This is a genomic window from Campylobacter sp., assembly GCF_030528245.1.
Classification (GTDB): Bacteria; Campylobacterota; Campylobacteria; order Campylobacterales; family Campylobacteraceae; genus Campylobacter_D.
This window is the reverse complement of record NZ_JAUMZG010000022.1, coordinates 1-25,391: the sequence shown is the minus strand read 5'-3', so window position 1 is coordinate 25,391 and position 25,391 is coordinate 1. Positions and strand designations below refer to the sequence as shown.

Annotated in this window: 22 protein-coding genes and 1 pseudogene; 6 read left to right on the top strand and 17 right to left on the bottom strand. The window is 41.9% G+C overall.

Translation table 11 applies throughout. From position 1 onward, the window contains the following. Positions 1 to 36: 36 nt before the first annotated feature. The 10 genes from Q4A73_RS05125 to secA form a co-directional block, all read right to left on the bottom strand. Positions 37 to 447: a histidine phosphotransferase gene (locus tag Q4A73_RS05125; RefSeq protein WP_303206364.1), complete on the bottom strand. Its 411-nt coding sequence runs from the start codon at positions 445 to 447 to the stop codon at positions 37 to 39. Positions 448 to 529: 82 nt separating this feature from the next. Then, positions 530 to 1,228 (bottom strand): flagellar basal body L-ring protein FlgH, encoded by a 699-nt coding sequence (gene flgH / locus Q4A73_RS05120; protein ID WP_303206363.1) that lies wholly within the window; start codon positions 1,226 to 1,228, stop codon positions 530 to 532. Positions 1,229 to 1,663: 435 nt separating this feature from the next. Then, on the bottom strand, positions 1,664 to 2,860 hold the full coding sequence (locus Q4A73_RS05115) for an ABC transporter permease (RefSeq protein WP_303206368.1): 1,197 nt from the start codon (positions 2,858 to 2,860) through the stop codon (positions 1,664 to 1,666). A 121-nt stretch (positions 2,861 to 2,981) separates the two neighbouring features. After that, complete coding sequence (locus tag Q4A73_RS05110; RefSeq protein ID WP_303206367.1) at positions 2,982 to 6,035, bottom strand: S6 family peptidase; 3,054 nt, start codon at positions 6,033 to 6,035, stop codon at positions 2,982 to 2,984. A gap of 128 nt (positions 6,036 to 6,163) precedes the next feature. Continuing rightward, positions 6,164 to 6,895: a hypothetical protein gene (locus Q4A73_RS05105; RefSeq protein WP_303206362.1), complete on the bottom strand. Its 732-nt coding sequence runs from the start codon at positions 6,893 to 6,895 to the stop codon at positions 6,164 to 6,166. Positions 6,896 to 7,041: 146 nt separating this feature from the next. Then, positions 7,042 to 7,431 carry a site-specific DNA-methyltransferase gene (locus tag Q4A73_RS05100; protein ID WP_303206361.1) on the bottom strand — a complete coding sequence of 130 codons (390 nt, stop codon included), beginning with the start codon at positions 7,429 to 7,431 and terminating at the stop codon, positions 7,042 to 7,044. Further along, the gene (locus Q4A73_RS05095; protein ID WP_303206360.1) at positions 7,413 to 8,204 is read right to left on the bottom strand and encodes a R.Pab1 family restriction endonuclease; all 792 of its coding nucleotides are present in this window, start codon (positions 8,202 to 8,204) and stop codon (positions 7,413 to 7,415) included. The genes Q4A73_RS05100 and Q4A73_RS05095 overlap by 19 nt, the downstream gene beginning before the upstream one ends. After that, the gene (locus tag Q4A73_RS05090; protein ID WP_303206359.1) at positions 8,185 to 9,330 is read right to left on the bottom strand and encodes an SAM-dependent methyltransferase; all 1,146 of its coding nucleotides are present in this window, start codon (positions 9,328 to 9,330) and stop codon (positions 8,185 to 8,187) included. Before Q4A73_RS05090 ends, Q4A73_RS05095 begins: the two co-directional genes overlap by 20 nt. 10 nt (positions 9,331 to 9,340) lie before the next feature. Then, entirely contained in the window at positions 9,341 to 9,733 is a 393-nt protein-coding gene (locus Q4A73_RS05085) for a hypothetical protein (RefSeq protein WP_303206366.1), read from the bottom strand. A gap of 25 nt (positions 9,734 to 9,758) precedes the next feature. After that, positions 9,759 to 12,344 carry a preprotein translocase subunit SecA gene (secA, locus tag Q4A73_RS05080; protein WP_303206365.1) on the bottom strand — a complete coding sequence of 862 codons (2,586 nt, stop codon included), beginning with the start codon at positions 12,342 to 12,344 and terminating at the stop codon, positions 9,759 to 9,761. A gap of 106 nt (positions 12,345 to 12,450) precedes the next feature. Between secA and lolA the strand changes: the two genes are divergently transcribed. After that, a complete protein-coding gene (gene lolA / locus Q4A73_RS05075; protein ID WP_303206358.1) occupies positions 12,451 to 12,957 on the top strand; it encodes a LolA-like outer membrane lipoprotein chaperone in 507 nt (168 codons plus the stop codon). Here the strand turns inward: lolA and Q4A73_RS05070 are convergent. After that, positions 12,954 to 13,583: a hypothetical protein gene (locus Q4A73_RS05070; RefSeq protein ID WP_303206357.1), complete on the bottom strand. Its 630-nt coding sequence runs from the start codon at positions 13,581 to 13,583 to the stop codon at positions 12,954 to 12,956. The two genes, lolA and Q4A73_RS05070, sit on opposite strands and share 4 nt — an antisense overlap. Next, on the bottom strand, positions 13,580 to 14,899 hold the full coding sequence (locus Q4A73_RS05065) for an AAA family ATPase (RefSeq protein ID WP_303206356.1): 1,320 nt from the start codon (positions 14,897 to 14,899) through the stop codon (positions 13,580 to 13,582). Before Q4A73_RS05065 ends, Q4A73_RS05070 begins: the two co-directional genes overlap by 4 nt. 49 nt (positions 14,900 to 14,948) lie before the next feature. Between Q4A73_RS05065 and Q4A73_RS05060 the strand changes: the two genes are divergently transcribed. Then, positions 14,949 to 16,304 carry an SH3 domain-containing protein gene (locus Q4A73_RS05060; RefSeq protein WP_303206355.1) on the top strand — a complete coding sequence of 452 codons (1,356 nt, stop codon included), beginning with the start codon at positions 14,949 to 14,951 and terminating at the stop codon, positions 16,302 to 16,304. A 114-nt stretch (positions 16,305 to 16,418) separates the two neighbouring features. Further along, positions 16,419 to 16,916: a hypothetical protein gene (locus Q4A73_RS05055; RefSeq protein WP_303206354.1), complete on the top strand. Its 498-nt coding sequence runs from the start codon at positions 16,419 to 16,421 to the stop codon at positions 16,914 to 16,916. Here Q4A73_RS05055 and Q4A73_RS05050 read toward each other — a convergent pair. Both Q4A73_RS05050 and rsmH read right to left on the bottom strand, forming a co-directional pair. Further along, positions 16,904 to 17,788 carry a hypothetical protein gene (locus Q4A73_RS05050; RefSeq protein WP_303206353.1) on the bottom strand — a complete coding sequence of 295 codons (885 nt, stop codon included), beginning with the start codon at positions 17,786 to 17,788 and terminating at the stop codon, positions 16,904 to 16,906. The genes Q4A73_RS05055 and Q4A73_RS05050 overlap by 13 nt on opposite strands. Then, positions 17,775 to 18,707, bottom strand: coding sequence for a 16S rRNA (cytosine(1402)-N(4))-methyltransferase RsmH (rsmH, locus tag Q4A73_RS05045; protein ID WP_303206352.1), 933 nt, complete (start codon positions 18,705 to 18,707; stop codon positions 17,775 to 17,777). Before rsmH ends, Q4A73_RS05050 begins: the two co-directional genes overlap by 14 nt. A 152-nt stretch (positions 18,708 to 18,859) precedes the next feature. Here rsmH and Q4A73_RS05040 point away from each other — a divergent pair, with 152 nt between their 5' ends. From Q4A73_RS05040 to ftsZ, 3 genes are read left to right on the top strand one after another with little or no spacing between them, the layout of a single operon-like run. Next, complete coding sequence (locus Q4A73_RS05040) at positions 18,860 to 20,350, top strand: peptidylprolyl isomerase (protein WP_303206351.1); 1,491 nt, start codon at positions 18,860 to 18,862, stop codon at positions 20,348 to 20,350. Next, complete coding sequence (gene ftsA, locus Q4A73_RS05035) at positions 20,347 to 21,735, top strand: cell division protein FtsA (RefSeq protein WP_303206350.1); 1,389 nt, start codon at positions 20,347 to 20,349, stop codon at positions 21,733 to 21,735. The genes Q4A73_RS05040 and ftsA overlap by 4 nt, the downstream gene beginning before the upstream one ends. A 15-nt stretch (positions 21,736 to 21,750) precedes the next feature. Beyond that, positions 21,751 to 22,854, top strand: a complete 1,104-nt coding sequence (gene ftsZ / locus Q4A73_RS05030; RefSeq protein WP_303206349.1) for a cell division protein FtsZ — start codon at positions 21,751 to 21,753, stop codon at positions 22,852 to 22,854. Positions 22,855 to 22,879: 25 nt separating this feature from the next. Here ftsZ and Q4A73_RS05025 read toward each other — a convergent pair whose 3' ends face one another. The 3 genes and pseudogenes from Q4A73_RS05025 to Q4A73_RS05015 form a co-directional block, all read right to left on the bottom strand. Next, positions 22,880 to 24,235 carry a major outer membrane protein gene (locus tag Q4A73_RS05025; RefSeq protein ID WP_303206348.1) on the bottom strand — a complete coding sequence of 452 codons (1,356 nt, stop codon included), beginning with the start codon at positions 24,233 to 24,235 and terminating at the stop codon, positions 22,880 to 22,882. A gap of 126 nt (positions 24,236 to 24,361) precedes the next feature. Then, positions 24,362 to 25,168, bottom strand: a complete 807-nt coding sequence (locus Q4A73_RS05020) for an adenylosuccinate lyase (protein WP_303206347.1) — start codon at positions 25,166 to 25,168, stop codon at positions 24,362 to 24,364. Then, a pseudogene (locus Q4A73_RS05015) lies at positions 25,137 to 25,391 on the bottom strand (arginyltransferase); the annotation flags it as partial. The pseudogene Q4A73_RS05015 and the gene Q4A73_RS05020, both read right to left, overlap by 32 nt.

The window sequence follows — 25,391 nt, the reverse complement described above, 5'->3', positions numbered from 1 at the left end:
AGCAGAACTACTCCTGTCGAAGCCAAGTCGTCCCCATTACTTAGAAATGAGATTGGGCACCTTAACGATAGAAGGGTTAAAAACAGCTAAAACCGCCGCATCATCCTCGTAGCTTTTGCAGTATTTTTCAAGCTGCTCTCCCACCAAAAACATCCACTCCATAAATTCCTCACTCGCAGGCCCCTCAAAACGCCCAGCCTGCGCCATCATATCCTCACAAAAAACGCAAAAATCCGTCACTTCCTCAAGCCCCAGCTCTCTAGCCGCCCAAGCCGTATTATGCGCTAAGGTATCAAGCTCCTTTATGGCCTCTTTGTATTTTATTTTATCGCTACCCAGCTTGACAGTAAGGGGCTCAAATTCATCGCAGAATTTTCTAAAAAAGTGCAAAAATTTCTCCACCATATCGCCATCATATTCAAGCTCTAATTTTGTCAAAATCCCCATTTTCATCGCTTTAATTTTTTAGCACGATTGTAGCAAAACTAATCAATTCATTCGTTTGTGGTGGCTTCAAAATTCGGCAAAATTAAAAAGGCCAAATCGTCTCCAAAACCTTAGTTCCCCAAGGCTTTCTCGTGCTTTTATCCACCTCACCCTCCGTTTTGTAAAGTATCTTAGCATCGGCGATATAGCGACTATCGATGGTATTGTCCTGTCCGATGTCATAGGGACGGATCACCCCGCTAAGCTGGATGATCTGCTTTTCGCCATTGATGAGGAGCTCCCTTGAGCCCTCGATGAAGTAGTTTCCGTTGGATAAAATTTTAATCACCCGCGTCGAAATGGTCGTGCTAAAGCTCTCCTTGCGGCTTTGTGAGCCCGCACCCTGATAATTGCTCGTGCTGTTGGTTTGAAAACCGACATTGGAGTAGGCATTGACCCTATCGATGGCCGATTTTACTATCCCCGAGCCTCCCGTTAGGGCGCCGCCGCCTAAATTTGCGGTGTTGGTCCTATTGGTAGCCTTGTTGGCCTGAGTGCTTTGCGTGGTATTTTCTTGGATGATGACGGTGACCAAATCATTGACATTCATCGCCTTTTTATCGGAGAAAAGGGGATTATCCCCGCGGCCAAAAAGCGAGCCGGGCGCGGATGCTACATTATGGCTCTGCTTGGGGGCTAGCTCCTCGACATAGGCAGGGGGCTTCATTGAAATTTCAGGATCCACCGCCGCACTGCATCCCAAAAATACAAAAGCAAGCGCACAATATGAAACTTTTTTCATCACCATCCTTTGATATGAATTTTTGATCGCATCAAGCAAAGAGCGTTCCACTTTAATGCCAAGCCCATCGCGCCCAAAGCGACACGCCAAGCACCCCATTCACAAAAGCTCCCACTCCCCTCACGCCAATTCACGCACCGCCTGCAGGGATGCTGTGAGATTGACGGGGGGCTGGATTAGCACGCGAAAGCCCTCCGATCCGCTCGCTTAATTTTGCGAATTGGGCATTTGAATGAACCCAGCGCCAGACCGGGAAAGTCGGCACAAGGGGCCAGAATTTGAACTCATGAGGGCTATGACCTCTCGCGCCTCTTTGCTGGATGAATTTACCGCCTCCCCACCGCGCGGCAGGTGAGTGCGAAGGCCTCGATCTAGCGGGGAAAGCGACAGGGACTATGGTTTGAGTGGGGATGGGTGGCGTAAAGCGCGAAAAAATCATTCATTCCTCAGGGTGTCTAAAACGCTGACCTTCGTGGCCTTGTGCGCGGGGTAAAAAGAAGAAAGTGCGATGATGCAAAGCGTGCCAGCGAGGGTCAGGAAAAAGTCAAGCAGGGACAAGTCAAGCGGGAGTTTTGAGGTGCCATAGACATCGGCGGGCAGGGAGATGAGGTCAAAATTCCCCAAAACCCACAGGGCGATGAGGGCTAAAATGATGCCGCAAAGCGCCCCGCTGCCGCCTATGAGCATGCCAAGCGCGAAGAAGCTTTTTTTGATCTCCGCCCTGCTCGCGCCAAGGGCTAGGAGGAGGGCGATTTCGGTGCGGCGATTCATCACTGTCATCAAGAGCGCGCTGATGATGTTAAGCCCCGCAACGAGAATGATGAGCATCAAAACGATGAAGAGTGCGCGCTTTTCAAGCTCTAGGGCGGAGAAGAAATTTTGATTTTGCTCCCACCAGCCCACAGCGCGGTAATCCTGCCCCAAAAAGGCTCTGATTTTTTCTATGTCCCTGAAGGCGTCCTCGCTATAAACGCGGATGCCATCATACCCGCCATCACTGCGGCCTAGAATTTTTCTTAAACTCTGCATCGAAACGAAGCTGTAGGCCTTGTCGTAGAAAATGAGCCCTGAGTGGAAGGTCGCTTTGAGCTCAAAGCGCTTGGTGGTGGGGATGAGGGAGAGACCGCTGGGGCCTGGGTGGGGGAAAATCATGGTGAGCTTGTCGCCTTTGGCGAGGGCGAATTCCTCAACCAGGGCGCTTCCTGCTAGAATTTCATAGCCGTTAAGCGTCCCCTCTCCTAGGGCTTGGTGGAGGACTTGGTTGATTTTTTTTTCGGCCTCAAAATCCACGCCAAACATCACACCGCCCTCAAAGTGCTGCTCATTTTTAGCGATCGCCTGAGTGGCGATGTAGGGGCTGAAGAGGAGCTTGGGGAAATTTTCACGCAATGCCCTAAGCAAGATCTCATCGGCAGGGGCGTAAAACTGCGGTAAAATCGTGATGGGATAGTTCATCACAAAAAAGCGCTTTTGGAATTCTTTATCAAAGCCGTTCATGATCGCCATCGCCACAAGCAGGACGCAAAGCCCCACGCAAACGCCAAGAAAGGCTAGGAGCATGGAGAGATTGATGAAGGGCTGCTCTTTGTCAAAGCGGAGATACTTAAAAAGTAGGTAGCGGGTTAGGTTCATGGAATTCTCCAAAATGCTTTTCAATGAAAATATAGCAAACATCAAGCGATCTGCAATGCCCTCCATTAAAACCTTTTGTAAAATTTTCCTCTTCAAATCGTACTAACGAGGAAAAATTACATCAGAAACGATACTCTCCTTTGAGCAGCCCACTCACACCGCCATCACCCTTTAATGTCGTTTGAAGATTGACATTAGTTTCCAGTAAAAGAGCATCATTAATCTTATAGTTTGCCGTTAGATCAAGATTATAGATCAACCTATCACTTTGCAAATCATATCCCACGAAACGATTGGAGCCATCAATACCAACGTGTATTTTATCATTTGTCCTTGCGATAGCTTTTTTTCCAGATATCCCCGCACTCAAAAATAAATTTTCTTTAGTATAGCCACACTCAACACCTAAAATACCATTCAACGCACGATAATCATAGGGCTTTACCCTCATAATATCCAGAGCGTATCCTGCCATTTTATTGATGATATATTCCAAGCCAAAGATAGGTTTGGTCTTGCTAGCATCAAATTCAAACGCATATTTATAAATACCACTTATGCCAAAACTACGATCTGTCATCCTGTCCATCGATAACTTGTTGTATTTTTTACTTTTACCTATGACATAATTGTTGCTAAATTGTAGTTCGTGTGCATCGTGCGTTAAAGCGCCATAAAGGCCAAATCCGTAATTACTCGTATTATCATTATATGCACTATTACTCGCATAACTTTTTCCAAAGCTCATTAAAAGGCCTAAAATTGCGTCCCTTTCATTAAACATAAATTGCTTATCGTATCCAAAAGTGGTGCTAAAATATTTTAAATGTCCATTACTATCAAAATATCCACCTCCAGTATTAACCCACATGCTATTGTGAGGATTTTCAACATTAGGGATAGGTAAAGGCAAATCACTGACGAGTGAAGCGTATAAATAAGGACTAATTTCATTGCTCGCACTGATATTATTTTGAATGGCACCTATACGCTTACTTGTAATTTTATTATAATGACTGATTATTTGTGAATTTGTATTTTGAGTTATTGTTTTTGAAATGTTTTTAGCATCACTATCAATCTTTTCAATTCTTTCAACAATTCTATCAATAGCATGAGTATTATTTTTATTGAAGGCTACATCTAAAACTAATGGATGATTCGCGTGTGTAGCGATGAAATCACTGAGTAAAAAAAATTGATGATGTTTTGTACGATTGTCAATAGCACTCATTATACGTTCGGCACTAACTTGATTATCTTGTGCAAAGCTTATTTTTATGCCCGTGTTTGTTTTAGTAGCGATCGCTTGAATTTTGCTATTGCTGTCTTGACCCTCAAAATGTACCAAAAGATCTCCTTGTGATGTCAATTTTTGAAGCATAATCACATCATACAGGCGACCCAATGTCGTATCATTATCCAAATAATTTTCAACGAAAGATACGACCACTCTACCCGTATTTGCAAAGCTCATCTCCACATCATCGAGTTTGAGTGCTAGAAATTTCTCATCACCCTTGCCGCTGCCCACATTTTCTAATTTTAAACTATCGCTTAAGATAATGTGTTTTACGCCATTATTTCTCCAAGTAACCCTACCATTATCGTTTTGTTTATGAGTTAAATTTTTTATCTTTAAAATGGATGTATCATCAAATGTGGAATTTTTAAGCGAAAGAGTGGAATTGATATTTTCAAAAGCTAAGGTGGATTTTTTTAAATTTATGTTTTGAGGAATTTTTGATTCATCGGCAACGTTCAGAATCGATTCATTAAGATTGACTTTAAAATTTAAATTTTCATTCTTAATATTAAACATTATTTCACTCTTCTCCAACTTGAGCTCATCGATGTTAAGTTGAGAATTTTTATCAACAAATATAGAACTTTTGTTTATATTTTTGACGTGTAGCGCCTTTGCCGTAAAAGAAGAATTATCTTTTAACCTTAAGCCTTCTTTTAAAATTTTTATTTCATCTTGTTTTGCATCCAGATTGGAATCACCACTTAGATCTATACTCGCACTCAATTCTTTTATGCCATTAGATACGATTTTGGATTGAGCATTGGCTGTCAATTTTCCTCTAAAAGTAATGGTATCTTTCACGCTTCTTGAATCAATGGTTTGACTTTGTACATCTTGCTCGAGCTCTTTGCTATCCTTAGTGTCAATGTATAGAAGTTTGCTATTAAAGGTAAGTTGGGAGCTATCATTGAGCGTAATGTCTGCGATTATGTCAGCATTTCTTTCAATGAAAAGCTTAGATTGCCCACTCAATGCAATCATTCCGCTATATTCTCTTTGTATCCAGTCAGGCTGTGTCAAGGTTACAGTTTGATTCACAACCATATGCCTCAAGTCCATTAAATTGGCCTTTTCTTTATCAAATTTATCAATATAATACCCGATAAAATATTCCTTAGCGCCCCAAAAAGTTGGAATGGGAGGGAGGCTCAAATAACCATCTTTCCAAGTCGCATGTGGCACAGGTTTTCCTTGTAAAACAATGTGTTGATTATCCCCAAACAAACTTTTAAGATGAAACCCTCCATCAAAAATAATTTTCCCAATGGCTACATTGGTTTCATTTGTAGCACCTGCTTGGATCTTGATATTGCCACCAAAAGTCGCATGCACAATGATATTTTTTTTATTGTTAAGCCTGAGTGTGGAAATTTTTTCAGCATTGTTAGAAATTATAGCGTTTGCATTAAAAGCTTTAACGCCTTCCATGACAGCACTATATCCATTTAAATCAAGCCTTCCTCCATTCTTGCCAAAGCTAAGTTTATTGTAATCCGTCGCATTTTCAGCATCAATGATCAATACGCCTTCTCTATGTGCCAAATGCACTTCTTTAAAGCTATCTTTAGCCTTTAATCTTGTAATGCCCTCCCCCATACGTAATTTACCATCCGTAGCCTTCACCACTTCAAGAGTTCCTTTACCGATTTTGTGCAAATCGTCTTTTGTGGATACATTCCATACAATCTTAGAATTTTTGTTAGTTACATCAACTCCGGCACCTGCAAAACGACTATTGCCATTGACATTAAGCGTTTTTTGTTCGCCCCTTAAGATAATGCCTCCAGCATTCACAACCTCCTCATTGATGTTAATTGTTCCATTCTCACTATAAACATTATCCTTATCCTTCTCAAATTTTTCTATCCCATTTATCTCTTTTTGTACTTCAAATTGTTTTTTAAATTCTTCAAGTTTGCTCGGAATGGCAATGCTGAAAAAGGTATTTGCAACCTGATTGTTATCTGCCCTCGTTGCACCCCATGCTGTCCCAATCAGCTCCCATTCCTTCCGTTTATTATTAAAAACAAGTGCGGGGCTTCCACTATCTCTGTATTAATGAGTCCTCTAAGCGGACCGTAATTGTTATTGTTTACCACTAGTTTATTTGAATCATTAATCTCATTAAGTTTGAGATAAAAAAAATTTCCGGCTATACCCGGACTCTTTACAGAATCACTAGCTTGAGGCGATCCCTGCCAATCACCAAAACTCATAAGTCCTTGACCGCTCCTGTATAATATAATGCGTTCCTCTCCATCATAATTGGTATGATAATCTTGTGGATTTTTTTTAATGTCTTGAAAATTAGTAATTCTATAGCCCCCTTCTACGATGAATTTATTCACTCTCGTGAATGCAGAATCATTCAAATATGGATTGATTTTTATGTCAGTGTAAGTCGTCTCGCCAAGCTTGAAGTTTTTTAATACGAAACGATTTTGATTTGGAGCTACAACATGTTTTGAAGAGGCTGTATAAGCGCCGCCTACTGAAGTTCTATTAGAGCCATCAAACTTTAGAAAGTCAGGAAAGGGTAAATTGGGCAAAGCAACTTTAGTACCATCTTTTTTCATTATGGTTATATTTTTAGAGTCGGCACTAAACTGCCCTAAATTCTGCCCGAAGTCCAGATAGTCTCTTGTAAAAAAATTATGTCTATCCACATTCATCGCATATAAGCTTTGTGCGGCAACAATGGATAGTAAAAAAACCTTTGCTGACATTGAAAACTCCACAAAATTTAAAATTTGAGATTATAATCATATTTTATCAAACAAAATTATTTAATTTTATCCGGTTATCTCTATCAATCATTTCTCCGTGTTTCAAATGTTTGACATTTGCCACATTACCAATGCACTCCCTAACCTCATTGATGAGTGCGATTTAAAACAAACTTTTCGATCAAAGCAACATCAGAACCGAATAAATTATTTTCATTATTTCGTATCCATTTTCGATTAAGTTTTATAGCTTCAATACTCTCATCAATGCCGATAAATTTTCTCCCTAAATTTAGGGCTTCTTGTAAAAATCCTCCCCCTCCACAAAAGCAATCCATAACCCTAGAACCTTCATTTGACGACATAGCAATAATACGCCTTAGCATTGCTCTATTTTTCTCGGTAGGATAGGCTGGATTTTGAGAGTCTTTACACTCCCAAATATCTTGTATCTTTTTGCCTTTGCATTCATCTATATAAACTTTCTTGCGTGGATTATTTGTTTTACTCCATTCAATTAGTCCTGCTTCTTGCAATCTATTAAGCTCTTTATATTAACTTTTATAATCTTTACAATCTCGCACACATCATAATTATGATTTTTACTTAGCATTCCAAAGATTTTAAAAGTCTCTAGCAAAAAGTCTTTATCCTTAGAATCTAAGATAAGCAAACCGCATTCTTTAGATTCTGCCACTCTGCCTAAAAGTGTGGGGTTACAATGCAGCTCTGTGATAGGAAAGCAAACATAAAGCATAGGCTGCACACCAACCGCCCTTTGCTTTTCTTTAATAATGATTTCTACTAGCACATCAAAATGATTAAATTTATGCACCAAAAGCGGATATTTGACTTGAGATTCATAAAACTCCACACCTAAAATCTTTTTACTTATAGGGTGGCTTCGTAAAATCTGTAAATCACTCCTAGAATCTAAATATTCATCATCGTTAATATTTTGCAAAAATGCTAATAAATTTGTTATTTCACTCTCTGTAATAATCCCCCATTGCGTGAAATAGTACAGATATTCACTAAGCTCATACAGGGCTTTTGTCTTGCCATTTGCCCCGATAAACTCACTTTGCCCTAAAGTGCTTAAAGCCAATTTTTCTTTATCATTTTTATCTACATCATAGCCGATTTGCCACTCAATGTAATGCTTTTGTGAAAATGGAATCTGTCTTGTTGCAGTGGGCAGTCCATATTCATAAAAGCTATTGCGTGTTTTTACTCTCGTTTTGCCACTTTGTGTGGTAAGCGGAATTTCTACAAAGATTTGTTTATTTTCACATTTTTGTATTTTCATAATGCACTCCTAGTAAATCTCTAAAATACTGCAAAATCTTAGGGCTTAGAATCTTGCTTTCACTCGCCATTATAAAGTGAGATTCTAGAGCTTTAAATTGTTGAAAGTCAATCATTACTTCACAATTTCCAAAATAATAAGGGATATGTGGCAAAAATAATTTAAACACATCAACATAGCAATAAAGGCTATATTTTTCTTGTGGGACAAAAATCGTATTGCTATTTTCTGTGTTTATAAAAGTCTTAGAGCGACGCAGGGCATTTATATCACGCATTGTGTAAAACATCGCTTTGATTTGAGAGTCTGCTACACGCTTTTTATTAGGATATTTATCAATGTAATTGCCGATATAGTCAAAATCATTTAAGCTGAATGTTTTACTCTCATTTTTGTTTGCCATTGTCTTAAAATTAAAATTGCAAATATAGTCATAATCCATTCCATTACTATCCCTTTTATACAAAGCAATAATTATGGGAAAATACCCCTTAGAATCTTTGCAAAAAATTTGAGAGCTAATAATTGTAGAATCTATGAGTTTATAAGCTTTTGCAAAATCTTTTAATGCGCTAAAATTTGCCCTTTTTATCAAATAAGAAAGTGGGTGCAAAACACAGATAAAATCCGCCTTTAATCTCTCATAAGAGCGTAAAAAGCTTATGCCTATATCTCTATGTTGTAAAGCAGAATCTATTTGTATAGAATCTTTATTTTTAAGATGATTTTGCACGATAGAAGTTCTGTCATTATAAGGTGGATTACCCACGATGATGAGCTTATCAGTTTGCGTGAGATTAAAATGCTCCCTAGTAACATTATGCAATGCGTTTTTATGAAGCAAAATCACCTTAGAATCCAGTGTGCGTTTTGCGATATGTAAAGCCATTTTATCAATATCAGCTCCAATAATTTTGCTAAAGCTATCTTTAGCAAATCCGCTTTTTATAATGGCTTGTGATTGCAAGAAATTCCCACTCCCACACGAGCTATCAAGCAGCACATAATCTTTAGAATCTATATATTTTTTAAGCATTGTATAGACTGCATTGACCAAAAAATCAGCAGTATAAAAACTGCCAAGATTGATTTTTTCTTGTGTGCTTAAATGCGTTGGTTTTGTCATTGATTTATCTCTACTCCCACTCAATCGTTCCCGGGGGTTTTGAAGTGATGTCATACACTACGCGGTTAATGCCTTTTACTTCGTTGATTATGCTAGTTTTGATAAAACTAGAATCTAGCATTGCATTTTCTAGGCTTTTTTGCGAGAATAAAAACCGCCCATCACACACAAAGCCAAGCTCCTGCCAATCTGTGTTATTTAGCTTGTCGCATATTTTTTGCAAAAGCTCAAAATCAAGTAAGGGTTCTATGATTTCGCTTTGATTATTTTTAGCAAAAGCTTGATCAAATCTTTTCCATTTTATAGAATCTATCTCTCTAGTATTATCTGGCGACATAGGATACACTCTAAAAAGCTGGTCTAAATAGTCTCTTTGATTAGCAAGGACTATGCTTTGTTCCAAAAAATAATTCAAACAAATGTCCTTACTATATCTTCTCTACCACCCCACCCCTCTTAGGTCCGCTCTTTCCGTGGCATTCTTTAAATTTCCTCCCGCTTCCGCAAGGACAAGGAGCGTTTCTAGGGACTTTTTTAAATTCCACCCCACCCAAATCATCCCCACTCACACCCGGCTCAGCGCCCCGCTCCAAGGGCACCTCCTCACCCGCTCTTTCCAAATTCTCCGCCCCTTTTTGCGCAAAACGCACGCTAAAAAGCAGCTTGACGCTTTCAAATTTTATCCGCTCCACAAGCTCCAAAAAGAGGCTATAGCTCTCCTTTTTATACTCCACCAAAGGATCTTTTTGATTATACCCCCTAAGCCCTATGCCCGTTTTTAAAATGTCCATTTGGTAAAGATGCTCCCGCCACGCATTATCCAAAACCTGCAAATACAAAATTCTCTCCACCCCAGCCCTCTGCTCCTTTGCGATGCCAGCCATCCTCTCCTCATAGCCCTGCTTTAAAAGCCCCACGAGCTTCCCCTCTAGCGCGCTCAAATCAAGCTCCCTCAGCCCCCCAAGCTCAAGCCCCAAGTCGCCCCGAATTTGCCGCCCCAGCTCCTCCACCCCGTCCTCGCCCTCCAAAAACGAGGCCAAAAGATGCTGGACATACTCAGCGATATTTTGCGAAATTTTCGTCCCGATGTCATACTCCTCATCTAAAAGCTCATTGCGATAGCGATAAATGTTTTTCCTTTGTTCATTCGCCACATCGTCATACTCGAGCAAGTGTTTGCGGCTTTCAAAATGCAAATTCTCCACCTTTTTTTGCGCATTTTCCACCGCCTTTGTTACGATGCGACTCTCAATGCTCTCCCCCTCCTTGATCCCAAGCCGCTCCATAACGCCCTTAATCCTATCCCCCCCGAAAATGCGCAAAAGATTATCCTCAAGGCTAAGAAAAAAGCGACTCACCCCCGCATCGCCCTGTCGTCCCGCACGGCCGCGGAGTTGGTTGTCTATCCTGCGGCTCTCGTGCCTTTCCGTGCCGATGATGTAAAGCCCCCCAAGCGCCCTCACCTCATCGTCAATTTTTATATCCACGCCCCGCCCGGCCATATTCGTCGCTATGGTTACAGCGCCCCTCCTGCCCGCATCAGCGATGATCAAGGCCTCCTGCTCGTGATTTTTCGCATTGAGGACATAGTGGGGGATTTTTTCTTTTTTCAGGAGAGCGTGCAGGGCCTCACTGCGCTCGATGCTAGCCGTGCCCACAAGCACAGGCTGTCCTTTGGAATTTGCCGCCTTGATCTCCTCGATGACGGCTTTAAATTTCTCCGCCTGACTCTTGTAAATCAAATCATCCTTATCCTGCCTTTTGATGGGCACATTCGTAGGGACAGAAATCACATCCAGATTATAAATTTGAGAAAACTCCCCAGCCTCCGTCTGCGCCGTGCCCGTCATGCCAGCGATTTTCTCATACATCCTAAAATAATTTTGAAAAGTGATGTCCGCCAGAGTCTGGCTCTCCTCTTGAATTTTCACCCCCTCCTTCGCCTCCAGGGCCTGATGCAGACCCTCGCTGAAGCGCCGCCCCTCACTGAGGCGCCCTGTGAATTCATCCACGATGACAAGCTCCCCCCCCCGCAAGACATAATGCACATCGCGCTCGAAAAGATTGTGCGCCTTGAGGGCCTGATCGAGCTGGTGGGCCAAAACGGCATTGTCAAGGCTGTATAAATTCTCCACACCAAAAAGCTTCTCCGCCTTGGCGATACCAGCCTCTGTGATGAGGATGGAGCGGTTTTTCTCATCCACGATAAAATCACCCTCCTGCTTGGCGCCCCCGGCCACTTCCTTCGCCTCCAGGACCCTGCCCCTTTGCAGGGCCTTAGCGACCTCATTGGCCCTCATATAGCCCTCAAGGCTGCGATTTGCAGGGCCTGAAATGATGAGGGGGGTTCGTGCCTCATCGATCAAAATGCTATCCACCTCATCCACGATGACAAAATGATGCCCCCGCTGCACCTTCTCGGCCTTAGAAAATTTCATGTTATCGCGCAAATAATCAAAGCCAAATTCGTTATTCGTGCCGTAGGTGATGTCGCACTCGTAGGCTTTTTTATGCTCCAAATCGCTATTTTGTGAGGACAGCACCACGCCCACAGAAAGGCCCAAAAAATTATAAATCGCGCCCATTTGCTCAGCGTCCCTCTTGGCCAAATAGTCATTCACCGTTACCACATGCACGCCCTTGCCGCTCATCGCATGAAGCACGACAGCTAGGGTCGCCACGAGGGTCTTGCCCTCGCCCGTTTTCATCTCGGCGATCCTACCCTCGCAAAGCACCATCGCGCCGATGAGCTGCACATCAAAATGGCGCATATTAAGCGTCCTTTTGCCCACCTCCCTGACGATGGCAAAAACATCATTGAGGCAGTCGTTTTCGCTTTTTTCCCCGCTCAAAATTTGCTCCCTCAATTTCGCAAATTCCCCGCAAAGCTCCTCATCACTCAGGGCCTCATATTTTGGCTCTAGGGCGTTGATGAGCCCCACGCGCTTTTGATACCTTCTCACCTCGCGCTCATTTTTGGTCCCCAATAAATTTTTCAAAGCGTTTATAAGCATTTTCAACCCCAGCCGTAAAATCAAAAATGGGCATTATAATAGGATTTAATTAAACTTAGCTACAATGCGCACAGCAGCAGAGCCAAAGTGCGTTTTGGAGTGGGTGATGAAGATTTTGATTTTTTTAGGCCTTTTTTGGGGGCCAATTTTTGCCTTGGATTTGAATTTCAAAAACCTGAGTGCGGACTTTGTCCAAGGTGTGCACTCTCAGCAAGGGAAAATCGAATACAAGGGGCATTTTGTGCTGCAAAACAATAGGGCCCTTTGGTCCTATGAAGAGCCTGCAAAGAAAGAAATTTACATCAATGATGATGAGATTGTGATTGTGGAGCATGATCTTGAGCAGGTGTTGATTTCAAGGATAGATAGCATCCCAAACCTCAGTGAAATTTTCAAAAAGGCCAAGAGGCTGGGGGCTGCAAAATTTGAAGCCAAATACCAAAACATCAACTACACCATCGAGCTGGAAAATGATGCGATCAAAAAAATTTCTTACAAGGATGAGCTGGAGAACTTCGTATCCATCACGCTTTTTAAGCTTCAAAAAGACGGGCCCATCGATCCTAAAATTTTCACCCCCAAATACCCGCAAAACTACGACATCGTGCGTTAGGGTTGGCTTTGATTGCCCTCAAATTCCACCGCAAAGCCCTCGCTGGGATTTGTGAGATTCCCCTCCTTAATCACCCTTTCGATCTTCCTTGAGAGCTCAAAAAGCTTAGGGTCTATCGCGCCATCATCCTCTGGCCCTTCATCGCTCATTGGGGGTAAAATTGGCGGGATTTTGAGCGTGCGGTTGGAATCTGCACCTGAGGACGCAAATTTTTGAGTCTGTGCGGTGGTCTGTGCGGGGGCGGGTTTGGTCTCGATGCCCTGCAAAAAGCGTTTCAATTCCTCAAGGTCAAATTTTTCCACCCCGCTTAGGGATAGGATATAAATGCTATCGATTTTGATTTTGTATTTTTTATCCAAGAATTTTTCTAAGGTTTTTTTAAAATTATTCTTCCCCAGCTCGGTGAAAATGTCCTCATAAAAAAAGCCAGAAAGGACCGTATGCACCGCGTCAATAATTTTTTTTTCATTGTCCTTGACATTTTTACCCTCAAATTCCAAGCCAAGCTCGATCTTCTTCAAAACATTCCCCCCGCTTTTGGAGTAAAGCTCGGTTCTTAGCCCTTCAAGCTCTAAATTTTGGGCACTCAAAAAAAACGGCAAAAGCATTAAAATCATCCTCTTCATCGCATCGCTCCTTCATTTTCCAAATCCACAAAAATATTTTTCTCATAAAATTCCCGCACGCCCTCGTCCATTTTCAAGGCCTGCATGAAATAATCCTCAAATTCAAGCGGCTTGGAATAGACAATTTTCAAATTTTTAGGCTCAGTAGCCCTAGAAAGCGCCACATAAAGCTGCCCGTTTTCAAAAATGTGATCGATATCGCACACCAGTTTTTCTATGCTCATGCCCTGAGATTTGTGGATGGTGATGGCGTAGGCGAGTTTGAGGGGGTATTGCGTGAGGCTCGCTCGCGTGATGAACCCACCATCCTGCCCCAGCTCTTCAAGCAAAAAGGTATAGGGCCTGAGGATGATGGTGTGGTGGTTGTTTTTGCGGATTTTTATGCACCCCTCCTCATCGGCGATCTCCTCCACCACACCCTGCTCGCCGTTGAAATAATTTTGCTCAAAATTGTTGATGCAGAAAATCACTCGCGCCCCGACCTTGAGCTGCAACTGAAGTAAAATTCCAAGCCCCCTCACCCAGGCATCAAACTGCTCCTTGCTCAAACCCTCATCGTTGATTTTTTCCGCAGCCTGAATGCAAAATAGCGGGTTGGGAATTTTTGCAAGCTTTTGCTCGTTGATTGAATTTGCGCGCTTGTTGATGCCACAAAGCAGGGTGAAATCATCATCCAAGTCCTCAAACGCAGCCGGAGAGATGAGAAAGCGCTTGAAATACTCCACCTCAATCCTCGCCCAATCCCCCTCGCGCAAAAGGGACAGATGCCTGTAAAATAGCGCATTGCTTGTTCTTTTCGGCACCGAAAGCTTGAGATTGACCAACTGAAGCTCCTTCCAAAAAAAGGAGGCAAAAGCATAGTGAGAGTGTGAAAAAAGCGAGCTTTGCTTGGGCGCTACGGGCGGGAGCTGAAAAAAGTCCCCCACAATCAAAATTTTACCCCTAAAGCGAGAACTCCCAAGCCGCAGCGCTATCATGTCAAAAACCGCAGCGCTCACCATAGAAATCTCATCGATGATGATGAGGTCGAGTTTTTTTAAGAAAGCGTTAAGCTTTTCAAGCTTTTCGCGCTGCTTTCTGTCATAAATTCCCAAATTAGCCACGCTTTGGATGCGCCCCAGACAAAAAAAACTATGTAGGGTGCAGCCGCCGATATTAAAGGCGCTCAAGGCCGTCGAGCCCAGCGCTACGACATTTTTGCCGCTTTTTTTGTAGGAATTTTTAAGCTCGTGCGTCAAAAAACTCTTTCCAACCCCCGCCCCGCCGCTTAAAAAGACATTGTGCTTTTGCAAAATTTGTTTGAGTTTGTCAAGCATTGGATTTCCTTAAGCTATAATTGTAGCCATTTTTAGTAAAGGGTCGATGATGCGTTATCTTTCGTGCTTTTCGTGCTTGTTGGCACTTTTTTCCCTCGCTTGCAGCGCGCAAAAAGCCCACGCTCCGATGTATGATTTAGAGCCCATGCCCAAGATCGTCGTTGAAAAATTCCCCTACGCCACTTTGGAATTTGAGCAAGATCCCAGCCAGCTTTCCGCCCTAAAAACGCAAAATCCCCACCATCCCCAGTCCTACAAAAAGCACTTTTTCTCCGCTTGGCACGGCTCTTTTGAGGGGGTGCGAAAAAACGATGCCTTCTGGTCCTTTGAAGGCTATAAAAGGGGGGAGTATTATTTTTTCAACAAGCAAAAAATCCCCGACCAGTGGTTTGATGAGGGCATCCAAAACGCTAACATCAGCGCCCTTGGCACGAAAAGCCAAAAGGCCCTCGTGGTGCAAAATGCCTTTTTGAAAAATTTCCCCACGCAAAGGGCCCTGCTCAAATACCCCTTCAGGGACAGTGAGGGCATCCCCTTTGACTACGCTCTTGATTCGGTTTTGAATGCGGGAAGTGCCGTTTTGATCTCGCATTTTAGCAAGGATAGGCGTTATGCCTTCGTGCTGAGTGAGGGGGGGATGGGCTTTGTGGAGGCTGAAAATTTGGAAATTTTTAGCGAAAGGAGGGCTCAAATTTACGAAAATTTACCCCTCATCACCCCCCTGAGGGAAAGAATGCCCGTGTGGGATGAGGATGGGAAATTCTTTTTTGAAACCAGAATCGGCGCGCTCTACCCCTACTATAAGGACGATGCGAAGTATTATTATGGAAAAATAGGCGCTAAAAAATACAAAATCGCTAAAAATCAAGCCTCTCCCTTCCCCCTCGCCTTTAACGATGCGAATTTGAAGCGTCAAATTGGGGAGCTTTTGGGGTTGCCTTATGGCTGGGGTGGGTATGATTTTGAGCGAGATTGTTCTTTATTTTTGCGGGATATTTTTGCGCCCTTTGGCATCTACCTGCCGCGCAATTCTTTGGCACAAAATAACGCTTTTACGCATTTTGATGTGCGTTTTTTAAGCAATGAGCAAAAGCAGGATTTCCTCAAAAAATTCGGCAAGGCCTACCTCACCTTCATCTACATGCGGGGGCATATCATGCTTTATGCGGGGACCTTGAGGGGTGAAAATGTGGCCATCCATGATATTTGGGGACTCAGGCTTGGGGAATTTGACAGGCTGCTCATCGCGCAAAGTGCCATCACAAGCCTTGAGATAGGCCGTGGGGAGGTGAGCGAGGAAAATCTGCTCCTCAGTAAAATCGAGGAATTTTCTTTCGTGGAATTGAACGAAAAGGAAAAAGCCTCCATAGAAAATTATTTGCAGGGGCTCAAAACCCAGCCTTGAGGGCGATTTGAGTTTGGATGGTGGGGGTGGGTTAGGCGATGGAATGCCGCTAAATTCGGCGCCTGTGAATTTGTGATAGAATTTAATGTATTCTTAAAATGAGGGTGGATGGCCATGCAAAAAATCAAAGAATTCAGTCTTAATTTTCTCTTTAAAATTTCCAATCATCCCGTGCTTTTGAGGGATTTGTTGGAGGCAAATGCCCTCTTTAACGAAGACATGCTCATCGATCCTGCCAAGCTTAATTTCAAAATGAAACATCTCAATGCCTATTTTTATTACGGAATTTTATGCCTGATGATCCTGCTACCCCTGCTTTTGATCACGCATTATTTTTTTACTCTACTTGATTTTCACATCAGCATTATCAGTGCGGTTTTGGTAACGGCCTTTGTGTTTGTGGGCTTTGATTTGTTTAAAATTTATACCCGCAAAATCATCTCAAAAAAACTCATAAAAAAGGCTTGGGATCTTCATTTTCCATGCTTTGACTATGAAAAATATTCCAAAATCGTTGAAGAAATTTACAAAGACGCCCTCAAAAACGAGGCTTCAAAAATCAATCTGGAGCAATATGTCCTAGAAAAGATCGTTGAAGATCACTCCAAATAGTCCAAAATTTGATTTTGAAAGCGCATGTTTTCCAAACGCCTCTTGAGTTCCTTATTTTCCTCAGTCAAAACGCTCTCCTCGGTTTTGAGGGTGGCGATTTCTTTGCTCAGGTAATAAATTTGATTGCGTATGTAAATTTGCGGGGCGAATAAAAACAAAGCAAAGCTCAACAACAAAGCCGCGAAAAGCAGATGGTGGAAATTGAGATTCCTATCCTCAGTCGTAGCCTCGATATAGCCCTCAAGTAGTGTATTTTTAGCCCTTTGAGCGTTTTCATCACTGGGGTCTTTTGGAGGGTCTTCTTGGATCATTTTTGGCGTGAGGGTTTGAGGGGGAAGCATCGTTTGGGCGGGCATCTTCTGTGGGAGGGGGATCGTTTGGGGCTTGGAATTCAAACGACTGAGAGCCTCATTTTTGGGGGCCTCATTTTTTGACAAAATGGGCAAATTTTTGACCCTTGAGTGTCCCTTATCTTTTTTTTGAATTTTAGCCTCAGGTTCTGGGATAAATTTTTTCTTTTTCTTAAGGGCAAAAAATCCCTTTTTATTGCGCTTTTGGATGGGGATTTTACGCCTTTTTCTGTCCTTGAGATAGCTTAAAACCTTAAAGCTCAAGGGCTGCTTTTCCTCATCCAGCTTGACATTGATCAAATCTTCTTTAAGGTAGATGTTGGATTTTTTCTCCTCATGCCCATCAAAATCCTCATAAGACAAGGCTTTGCGCTTTTTAAAACGCCTCCTTAGTATGACATCGCTCTGCGTTTCGTCTCTAAATTCATCATCCAAGGGTCGCCCCTGACTGATGGCACGGGAGTATTTGAGCATTTTTTGACGGATGTTTTGCTTTTCTTTTAAAAAATCATCTTCTCGCATTATCTTGCCTGAAATAAAAGGCTCGCATTTTAGCACAACTTGAGCGGGGATTGGCGCGCACCTCCTCATCGCTTGGCACTATGGGTTTTTTGCTTAGAATTTGACCGCGATGATGATCGCCCCCGCATTCACAGCGCAGCACCCTCTCATCGCAAATGCAAGCCCGGCTCCATTTTTTGAAAAAATGCTTCACCATCCTATCCTCCAAAGAATGAAAGCAAATCACCGCCAAAATGCAATCCTTAAGCCCTAAATTTTCTACCTTTTCCAAAAAAATTCTTAAATTTTCAAGCTCCTTATTGACCTCGATCCTTATCGCCTGAAAAACGAGGGTCGCCTTGGAAATTTTCCTAGAGTCAAGCCTAGCATCGCCTATGATCTCGCGAAGTTTTTTGCCGCTAGTGATGGCATTTTGCGCCCGGGCCTTGATGATTTTTTGCGCCAAAATCTCCGCATCCTTCAACTCCCCATACTCCCTAAAAATCAAGGCAAGAGCGTCCTTAGAATAAGAATTCACCACATCAAAGGCGCTAAATTTCAAGCGCCGATCCATCCTCATATCCAAAAAATCAGACCTCATGGAAAAGCCCCTTCGATTGGCATCCATCTGCAAAGAAGAAAGCCCGATATCGGCTAAAATTCCCCGCACAGAAGAGCTTTCCACCCGATCAAAAATTTCTGTAAAATTGCAATGATGAAGGCTCACTCTCTGGCTAAATTTTTCCAAGCGATTTTGAGAAAATTTCAGAGCCTCATCATCCTGATCGCAGGCTATCAAACGGAGCTTTGGATGCGCGTCTAAGAGGCATTGACTATGCCCAGCATAACCCAAAGTGCCGTCCAAAAAAACACCCTCTTTTAGCGGAGAAAAAAGCTGGAGAATTTCTTGGAGTAAAACGGGCGTGTGGGGTGCTTGCAATCCTCTTTCCTTGTGTGAATCTTATGATTTTCTTAAAAAGTGCAATTGTAGCCAAAAATTTGCCCCAAATATCAAAAAATTAAAGCTCATTTAACTCTAATTAGATACAATCGCCGCTCGTAAAAGTTTATGGAAATTTAGGGCTTGGGATTATGCTTACTTGGATGCAACATCATAAAAAATATCTCATTGTAACGGTATGGGTGAGTGCCATCGCCTTCATCGGCGCTACTGCTGTGGGTTGGGGAGCGTATGATTATAATCAAAACAGGAGCGGTTCTGTGGCCCTTGTGGATGATGAAAAAATCAGTTTCAGCGAGTTCAACACCCGTTACAATAATATCTACAACTACTACAATCAAATCAGCAATGGCAACCTCAATGAAGAAAGCGCGAAGGCATTGGGACTGGATGTTCTGGCCTTGAATTCTCTCATCGAAGATAAGCTTTTGCTGCGTTTTGCTAAGGATTTGGGTTTGAATTTCAGCGAAGAGGAAGTCGTGCAAGAGCTTGCCAAAGAAAGCGCCTTTCAAAACGACAGCGGAGTGTTTGATAAAAACATTTACTACAAACTTTTGGAGCAAAATAAAATTTTACCTAAGGATTATGAGCAAATTCTGGGCGATCAAATCATACACAAAAAGCTCGAAGCGGTCTTTAAAATACCCAGCAGGGAAGAGGAGCTCAAAATGCTAGCGAGCAGCTATTATATGCGGGATTTTTTGAGCATTGCTAGGCTCGATTATGATGCTAAGAATATAGCCATCGATGAAGACAGGCTCAAAAAATTTTGGGAGGGGCACAAAGATGACTTTAAGACTCAAAAAATTTACGAACTTTCCACCTATCTTGTAAAAGTCGATGGTGGGGACTACAAGGAAGAGGAGCTTAGGGCCTTTTATGAGGATGGGGACAATCAATTCAAATATAAGGACTTTAGCGGGAAAATTCTTAGCTTTGAAGATGCCAAAACTGATGTTGCGAGGGACTATGCCTTGGATAAATTTAAGGGCATTGCCAATGAGCGCTTCATCGCTCTGAGGAATAAAAAAATAAATTTTGAAAAAGAGCTTAATGTCACGGAAAATGATATTTTATATCCAATAGAATCTCTGGCTAAGGCTAAAGAGGGTGATGTTTTGAAGCCTGTGGTTTGGAAAGAGGGCTACCTCATCGTGCGCCTTGATAAAACTAACCCAGCACGAACGAAGAGTTTTGAAGAGGCTAGGGAGGAGGTTTTGCCCCTTTATTTGAGCGAAGAATCCAGAAAAAATTTAGAGGCTAAGGCGAGAGAAAATTTAGAGAATTTCAAGGGGATCGACATAGGCTTTGTCAATCGTAACTCCAAAAAAGACGCGAAAAAAATTGAGGATACGATGCTTAATAATGCCGAATTTAGCTATTTTGTCAATAGCGTTTTCAACTCCGATCAAAACAGCTCTTATGTTATCCTTGATGATAAAAGGGCTGTGCTTTATAGGATTAAAAAGCAAAAACTTGATCTGAGTGCTAAAGATTTTAACGAAACTAGGGCTGATATGGAGCGGAATTTACAGGCCCTTAAAGCCAATGAAATCAAGCAAGAGCTTTTAAAAACATTGAGAAAAAATTATCAGGTTGAAATTTATTACAAAGGGAATTGATTTTGAATATATTAGGAATTGATTTGGGCTCAACGCAAACTTGCGCCATCATCGCTCAAAAAGACGACGATGGACTGAAGGTCATCGGCTTTGCAAAAACCAAAACCAGCGGCGTCAAAAAGGGCGCCATTACCAACATAGAACTCGCCTCCAAGTCCATAGAAGAGGCGGTTAGAAGTGCGGAGATGATGAGCGGGGTGCGTTATGATAAGGTGGTCGTTTCTATTTCGGGCGCCTACACAAAAAGCGTTGATAGCGTGGGCGTGGTCAACATCCCCAATCATGAAATCGGCATCAAGGAAATCCATCGCGCCGTGAGCACGGCCAAGCATACGGCAAATTTACCCAGCGGACACGAGATCATCCATGTCCTGCCCTATAATTTCAAGGTCAATGATCTGGAGCATGTTGATGATCCTCTGGGCATGAGCGGTAATCGCCTGGAGGTTTCGACCCACATCGTCATTTCTCAAGAATCGCACATTAAAAATTTAAAAAAAGCTGTGGAGTTAGCAGACCTGAGGGTGGATAATATCGTCCTATCGGGCTATGCCTCATCCATAGCCTGCTTGGATGATAGCGAGAAAGAACTGGGTGCTGTTTTGATAGACATGGGCGGGGCGATTTGTGATATGGCCATTCATACGGGGAATTCCATCCGCTATAATGATTGTTTGCAGATTGGCTCTATCAACATCACGCAGGATTTATCCATGGCCTTGCACACGCCGCTCAAGGAGGCTGAGAAGATCAAGCTTGGATACGCTGCTCTTTCCATGCAACCCAACGCACTCATACAAATTCCCTCCATGGGGGATGAAAGAAGGGTGAATGAGGTTTCCCTCGATGTGGTTTCTAATGTCATTTACGCAAGGGCCGAGGAGACTTTGATGATTTTGGCCAAAATTTTGAGCGATAATCGCTATGCAAATAGTGCGGGCGGCGGCGTCATCCTCACTGGCGGGATGACGAAACTAGCGGGACTTGATGAGCTAGCCCCAGCGACCTTTGACAACAAATCCGTCCGACTTGCTAGCGCGAGAAAGGATTTGATCAATGGCTTTAGTGAAATTTTTAATGACCCTGAAAATACCTGCGCCATAGGGCTTTGCCTTTACGGGGCGGGTTATTTCACCCCCTATGAGCTCGACTCTAATGAAAAGCTAAGATACAAGGGGGAAATTGAAAATTTTAATCGTCAGCCTAAGCAGGATTTCGTTTTGGAAAAAGAGGAACGAAAGGAAACAAAATCCGATTTTTTGGGCGAGGATTTACAGGAAAATGATACAATTTCCATTCAGGAGCAGTTGGAATTTGAAGAAAAAAAAGAAAAAAAACCAAATGTTGTCCGCAGCATTTGGCATAAAATCATGAATCAATTTTAGTTAGGAGCAAGGATTATGGGAGAGTTTTTAGTGGAAGAAATGCAGCACAACAAGGGCGCTAAGATTAAGGTTATCGGTTGCGGCGGAGGGGGTGGCAATATGATCAATCATATGGTCAAAATGGGACTTAATGATTTGGATTTGATCGCTGCAAATACCGACGCTCAAGCCATTTCAAATTCTCTAGCTAAAACTAAAATTCAACTGGGCGAAAAAAAGACTAAGGGCCTGGGTGCGGGTATGTTGCCCGAAGTGGGTGCGGAGAGTGCTAGGGAGAGCTTTGAGGAGATTAAAGCCTCACTGAGTCAAAGCGATATCGTTTTCATCGCATCAGGCTTTGGCGGAGGCACGGGCACAGGCGCTACGCCCATCATCGCTCAGGCTGCTAAAGAAATCGGTGCTCTGACCGTTTCTGTGGTAACGATGCCCTTTACTTTTGAGGGGAAGCAGAGAAAAAAACTTGCAGAAAATGGACTTTTGGAGCTTAAAAAAGAAAGTGATTCCATACTGGTCATTCAAAACGAAAAGCTTTTAAGCATTATCGATAAAAAGGCTGGGATTAAGGACGCTTTCAAACTCGTTGATGATATTCTTGCTCGTGCGGTCAAGGGTATGGTTTCTATCCTGCTTGATAATGGAGACATCAATGTGGATTTTGCCGATGTTAGAACTATTATGAGTCATAGGGGCTTGGCGCTTATGGGCGTGGGCAGTGCTGAGGGAGAGAATGCCATTGAGGAGGCTTTGTCTAATGCCATCGAGTCGCCGTTATTGGACGGTATGGATATTAAGGGTGCTAAGGGTGTTATTTTGCACTTTAAAACAAGTTCTGATTGCTCTTTGATTGAAATTTCAGCAGCGGCAAATAGCATCGAAGAAGTCGTGGATGAAAACGCTAAAATTATCTTTGGATCCACTACAGACGATAGTATGGAAAATAGAGTCGAGGTAACGATTATCGCTACTGGCTTTGAAGACAAGGCGCAAAAAAATTCAAACGAAACGAATTCTACAAAAAAGAATCCTTATCTTAATCTCAAAAAGGTTAGTGGCGGCTATGATGAGGAAATGATGACCCAGCTGGAAACTCCGGCTTTCTTGCGTCGTCAGATGGATTAAAGTCCAAATTTATTGGACTTTTTGTTTAAAATCTGTAGAAAATTTGAGTTCTTGCAATGTGTTTGCTTCCATCGTATCCTTTTCTATCGATGGCTGTGTGTGCATAGAAGGCCGATAAGCTTAGTTTTGGAGTGTGCGCATAGCTTATTCTACCAATAAGCTCATATTTTTTGCCACCCTGTCCAACGAGAGTAACTTCATTACCTTTTCCGTCATAAGATTTAAAAGAAACATTATCGCTAATTTTAGTACCTCCATAAACAGTAGAAAAACCCAAGCGAAGTTTTTTGATAAAGGTATAGCCTATGTCAAAATATGTGAAAGTGTTACGACCTAAATCGCCATTGAGCCTAGAGCCATTGGTATAAAGAATATCAAGTCCAGGTCCAGTGTCCAAGCTGCCCTGATCTTCTATGACTGCGAAACTTTTTTTATTCGTATCTCCATAATGAAGAGCCCCCAATCTAAAATCCCAAACATCATATTTAAATTGTCCATCCAATTGCACATAATTTCCATTGGTAAAATTAGAATTTTTCAATAAATCGCCAACAGAATTTCCTAAATAAACCAGACTCCCCGTATATTTCAACTCAGAAAATGTTGTCTCATAAGAAAGAGAGCCAGCATACAATAAGGCCTTAGAGGGAACATAGCCAATATGTAAATTAGGATTTATCGAATCATCACCCAATGCGAATTTGTTTTGCAAAGATGCACCGTAAAAATTTTTAAAGACGAGAGGAGCAACATCCGCTTGTATATCACTCCCATTATCGCTAAATTTACCATTTTCTAAACGTTTCAATCCAGCCCTTTCCCAATCCCAACTATCAAAGCCAAAAACATTTATGCTAACAGCATCGTTGATCTCCGTAACAAAACGAGTGCCCATTCCTACTATACCCGTGTACACATTTTTACCAGCACCTTCGGTGAAAATATTAGGTCCAGCCCATATGGAGTCGATAGCCTGCCTACCTGCAATGATTTTTGTATTGTAATCACTCAAGCTATAAGTCAAGAAATATTGTTTAAGATTAAAAGTTTTATTTGTATCGGCTTTAGCTTTACTTCCATAGCTATAATCACCACTAGCATAACCCAAATGCGTGAAAATATTAAAATTATCAGCCACATCACCGCTCAATCCCATATCCATTCTATAGGTTGCTATTTGATTCGCTCCGTCAGGATTTGACGAGCCCCCCCAATGTTGATATTGTGGTTCAGTTGTATCCCCGCGACTCCAATAATAACGGTAACGCAAAATGCCCGAAGCCTCTATATTTTTTATAGCTTCATCTAACGGAGCAGCGTTTAAAATGCTCAAATGAGACAATGCCAATAAAGATACTAAGCCCGATCGAAATATTTTCATAAAAAACTCCCTTAAAAATGATTTAGCAAATCATACAAACAAACTGAAGTTTGAATTAAAAATTATCAAAGTTTTTTACAAAATCAATCAATTTGTAGCAATTTCGTAACATAATTACGAAATCCATTAAGTATTATTCCTATACAAAGCCTTCAAATTGTCATAAGCAATTTGAATTTTTTCAAATTGCTCTCTACAATAAGCCCTTTCTATCGAACTTTTGTTGTATTGAAAATCAGGATGATAAAGCTTCACTAAGACAAGATATTTTTGACGAATTTCGCTCAAATCATTTTGCGGAGTGCATTCTAGCGTTGAAAAATAATTACCAAAAAGTTTAGCCAAAGCATCAAATTTCCACCTCACATTCTCCCTGCTGTGGATACCTTGGCGCCATTCTTTGTAATCCTTAGAATTGATTTTGAAATCAACACAATACCTCAGATGTTCACTCTCACTCGCAAAAAGCTCAAAAAGCTCAAAAGTGCTTTCATTTTGATACTTAAGCGCAAATATAAAGGTCCCCTCATCATAAGAGTCAAAATGCTCTTTAAAATAATTTCTCATGTAGCTTACAAAAAGCTTTTCATTGGAACTCAGCCGCATGAAAATATTTTTACCGCCAAAATCGATCTCAATACTAAGCATGGGCTTTAGCGCATTGCCTTGCTCAAAATTTAAACGAAAGGTTTTAAAATGCGCCTCTTTTAAATTTTCTATACCCTCGTTAGAAAATTGACAATATTTCTTATCCAAAAGCTTCAAAAAATAGCGCCTTTGTGGGATTTCACTCTCCTCAAAAAAAGAAAAAATTTTATTCTTTCTCCCAACAACCTTGCTAAAATTTTTCGTAATCAAATCCTTCAAATAGCAAAAAAGTGAAATATCATCGGTATTCACATTAATGGTTTCTAGGCTCTGAACAATCCGCATTCTTGCCCTCCCATAAAGGCCATTTTTCACAAGGCAAACTCGTGCCTCTTAAAATTTCACTGGGGGTATAATCGGCTTTATAGGATAAAGATTGACATTTTTTAACCCAATACCCCAAGTAAATATACTCAAGCCCATAATCCTGCGCCATTTTGATTTCATTCAGCAGGGAAAATTTACCCAAAGAAAGGTGAGAAAAGTCCGGATCATAAAAACAATAAAT

What these genes read in the sequence shown, in the direction of transcription:
- Q4A73_RS05125 (WP_303206364.1), bottom strand. Translation starts at nt 447, where the DNA reads ATGGGGATTTTGACAAAATTAGAGCTTGAATATGATGGCGATATGGTG.
- flgH (WP_303206363.1), bottom strand. Translation starts at nt 1,228, where the DNA reads ATGAAAAAAGTTTCATATTGTGCGCTTGCTTTTGTATTTTTGGGATGC.
- Q4A73_RS05115 (WP_303206368.1), bottom strand. Translation starts at nt 2,860, where the DNA reads ATGAACCTAACCCGCTACCTACTTTTTAAGTATCTCCGCTTTGACAAA.
- Q4A73_RS05105 (WP_303206362.1), bottom strand. Translation starts at nt 6,895, where the DNA reads ATGTCAGCAAAGGTTTTTTTACTATCCATTGTTGCCGCACAAAGCTTA.
- Q4A73_RS05095 (WP_303206360.1), bottom strand. Translation starts at nt 8,204, where the DNA reads ATGAAAATACAAAAATGTGAAAATAAACAAATCTTTGTAGAAATTCCG.
- Q4A73_RS05090 (WP_303206359.1), bottom strand. Translation starts at nt 9,330, where the DNA reads ATGACAAAACCAACGCATTTAAGCACACAAGAAAAAATCAATCTTGGC.
- secA (WP_303206365.1), bottom strand. Translation starts at nt 12,344, where the DNA reads ATGCTTATAAACGCTTTGAAAAATTTATTGGGGACCAAAAATGAGCGC.
- lolA (WP_303206358.1), top strand. Translation starts at nt 12,451, where the DNA reads ATGAAGATTTTGATTTTTTTAGGCCTTTTTTGGGGGCCAATTTTTGCC.
- Q4A73_RS05070 (WP_303206357.1), bottom strand. Translation starts at nt 13,583, where the DNA reads ATGAAGAGGATGATTTTAATGCTTTTGCCGTTTTTTTTGAGTGCCCAA.
- Q4A73_RS05065 (WP_303206356.1), bottom strand. Translation starts at nt 14,899, where the DNA reads ATGCTTGACAAACTCAAACAAATTTTGCAAAAGCACAATGTCTTTTTA.
- Q4A73_RS05060 (WP_303206355.1), top strand. Translation starts at nt 14,949, where the DNA reads ATGCGTTATCTTTCGTGCTTTTCGTGCTTGTTGGCACTTTTTTCCCTC.
- Q4A73_RS05055 (WP_303206354.1), top strand. Translation starts at nt 16,419, where the DNA reads ATGCAAAAAATCAAAGAATTCAGTCTTAATTTTCTCTTTAAAATTTCC.
- Q4A73_RS05050 (WP_303206353.1), bottom strand. Translation starts at nt 17,788, where the DNA reads ATGCGAGAAGATGATTTTTTAAAAGAAAAGCAAAACATCCGTCAAAAA.
- Q4A73_RS05040 (WP_303206351.1), top strand. Translation starts at nt 18,860, where the DNA reads ATGCTTACTTGGATGCAACATCATAAAAAATATCTCATTGTAACGGTA.
- ftsZ (WP_303206349.1), top strand. Translation starts at nt 21,751, where the DNA reads ATGGGAGAGTTTTTAGTGGAAGAAATGCAGCACAACAAGGGCGCTAAG.
- Q4A73_RS05025 (WP_303206348.1), bottom strand. Translation starts at nt 24,235, where the DNA reads ATGAAAATATTTCGATCGGGCTTAGTATCTTTATTGGCATTGTCTCAT.
- Q4A73_RS05020 (WP_303206347.1), bottom strand. Translation starts at nt 25,168, where the DNA reads ATGCGGATTGTTCAGAGCCTAGAAACCATTAATGTGAATACCGATGAT.